This window comes from Streptomyces fuscigenes (assembly GCF_021556455.1).
GTDB classification, from domain to species: Bacteria; Actinomycetota; Actinomycetes; order Streptomycetales; family Streptomycetaceae; genus Streptomyces; species Streptomyces fuscigenes.
On sequence record NZ_JAKGCV010000771.1, the window covers coordinates 1 to 1,228 of the forward strand.

Sequence of the window (1,228 nt, forward strand, 5' to 3'; positions counted from 1 at the left end):
CCGTCGGCCGCTGCCCGCGCAGAGCACGCCGCCGGGCGCGGGGCGTCAGGCGGCGCGCAGGACGCGGGACGCGCCCACGGGCAGGTCCCACAGCTCGTCGCGCGGCCGGCCCGTGCGCTCCCAGGCCGCCCGTACCCGCGTGAGGGGTTCGAGGACCGGCTCGGACGAGAGCACGAAGGTCGCCCAGTGCATGGGCGCCATGCGGGCCGCGCCGAGGTCCTGGCAGGCCTGGACGGCCTCTTCCGGGTCCATGTGCTCGGCGCGCAGCCACCAGCGCGGCTCGTACGCGCCGATCGGCAGCAGCGTCACGTCGATGCCGGGGTGGCGGCGGCCGATCTGCGGGAACCAGTGGCCGTAGCCGGAGTCGCCGGCGAAGTGGACCCTGCCGCCGTGGGAGTCGCTGATGACCCAGCCGCCCCACAGGCTGCGGCAGGTGTCGGTGAGGGACCGCTTGGACCAGTGGTGGGCGGGGACGAAGTCGAACCGTACGGTCCTGCCGCCCGCGCCGCGCAGCTCGGCGCCCTCCCACCAGTCGAGTTCGGTGACCCGCGCGAAGCGCCGGCGCCGGCACCAGCGGCCGAGCCCCGCGGGCACGAACAGCGGGGTGTGGCGCGGCAGTCGCTTCAGGGTGGGGGCGTCGAGATGGTCGTAGTGGTTGTGGCTGATGACCACCGCGTCGACGGGCGGCAGGTCCTCCCAGCGCACTCCGACGGGGGTGATGCGCGCGGGGGTGCCGAGGATGCGGCGCGCCCAGACGGGATCGGTGAGGACGGTGAGTCCGGCTATGCGCACGATCCAGCTGGCGTGGCCGACCCAGGTGACGGAGATGTCCCCGGCGTCGACGGCTGGCAGCGGCTCGGGGGCGAAGGGCAGTTGGGGGATGTCGCGCAGGCCGTCGGGACCGGGGCGCACCGCGCCGTCCTTGACGAACCGCGCGAACTCGACGACGCCGGGCAGGGGCGCGGTCAGGCGGTCGGCGAAGGATCTGGGCCAGTGCCTGCGGTGCTCGCCGACCGGCCGGGGCGCCGGCTGCCGCCCGGCGCGCCCCAGGGCCGTGGCGCCCGCGACGCGGGCGGGGCCGCGCTCCGATGCGCTCTGCTGCGTCGATTCCGTCACTGGGACTCCGTTCCTTCTCTTCCGCCCGTTCCCCGCCCGCCGCGGGGGCCCTGCCTGCCGTGCGGGCCCCGCGCGCCTTCCGCGGCGCCCGGGCCCGGCGCGTCGTGCGTGG

Annotated in this window: 1 protein-coding gene; it reads right to left on the reverse strand. The window is 76.6% G+C overall.

The genetic code is table 11. The annotated features are described in order from the left end of the window. Positions 1–45: 45 nt before the first annotated feature. Entirely contained in the window at positions 46–1,116 is a 1,071-nt protein-coding gene (locus L1885_RS28455) for an MBL fold metallo-hydrolase (RefSeq protein WP_372482060.1), read from the reverse strand. Positions 1,117–1,228: the final 112 nt, after the last annotated feature.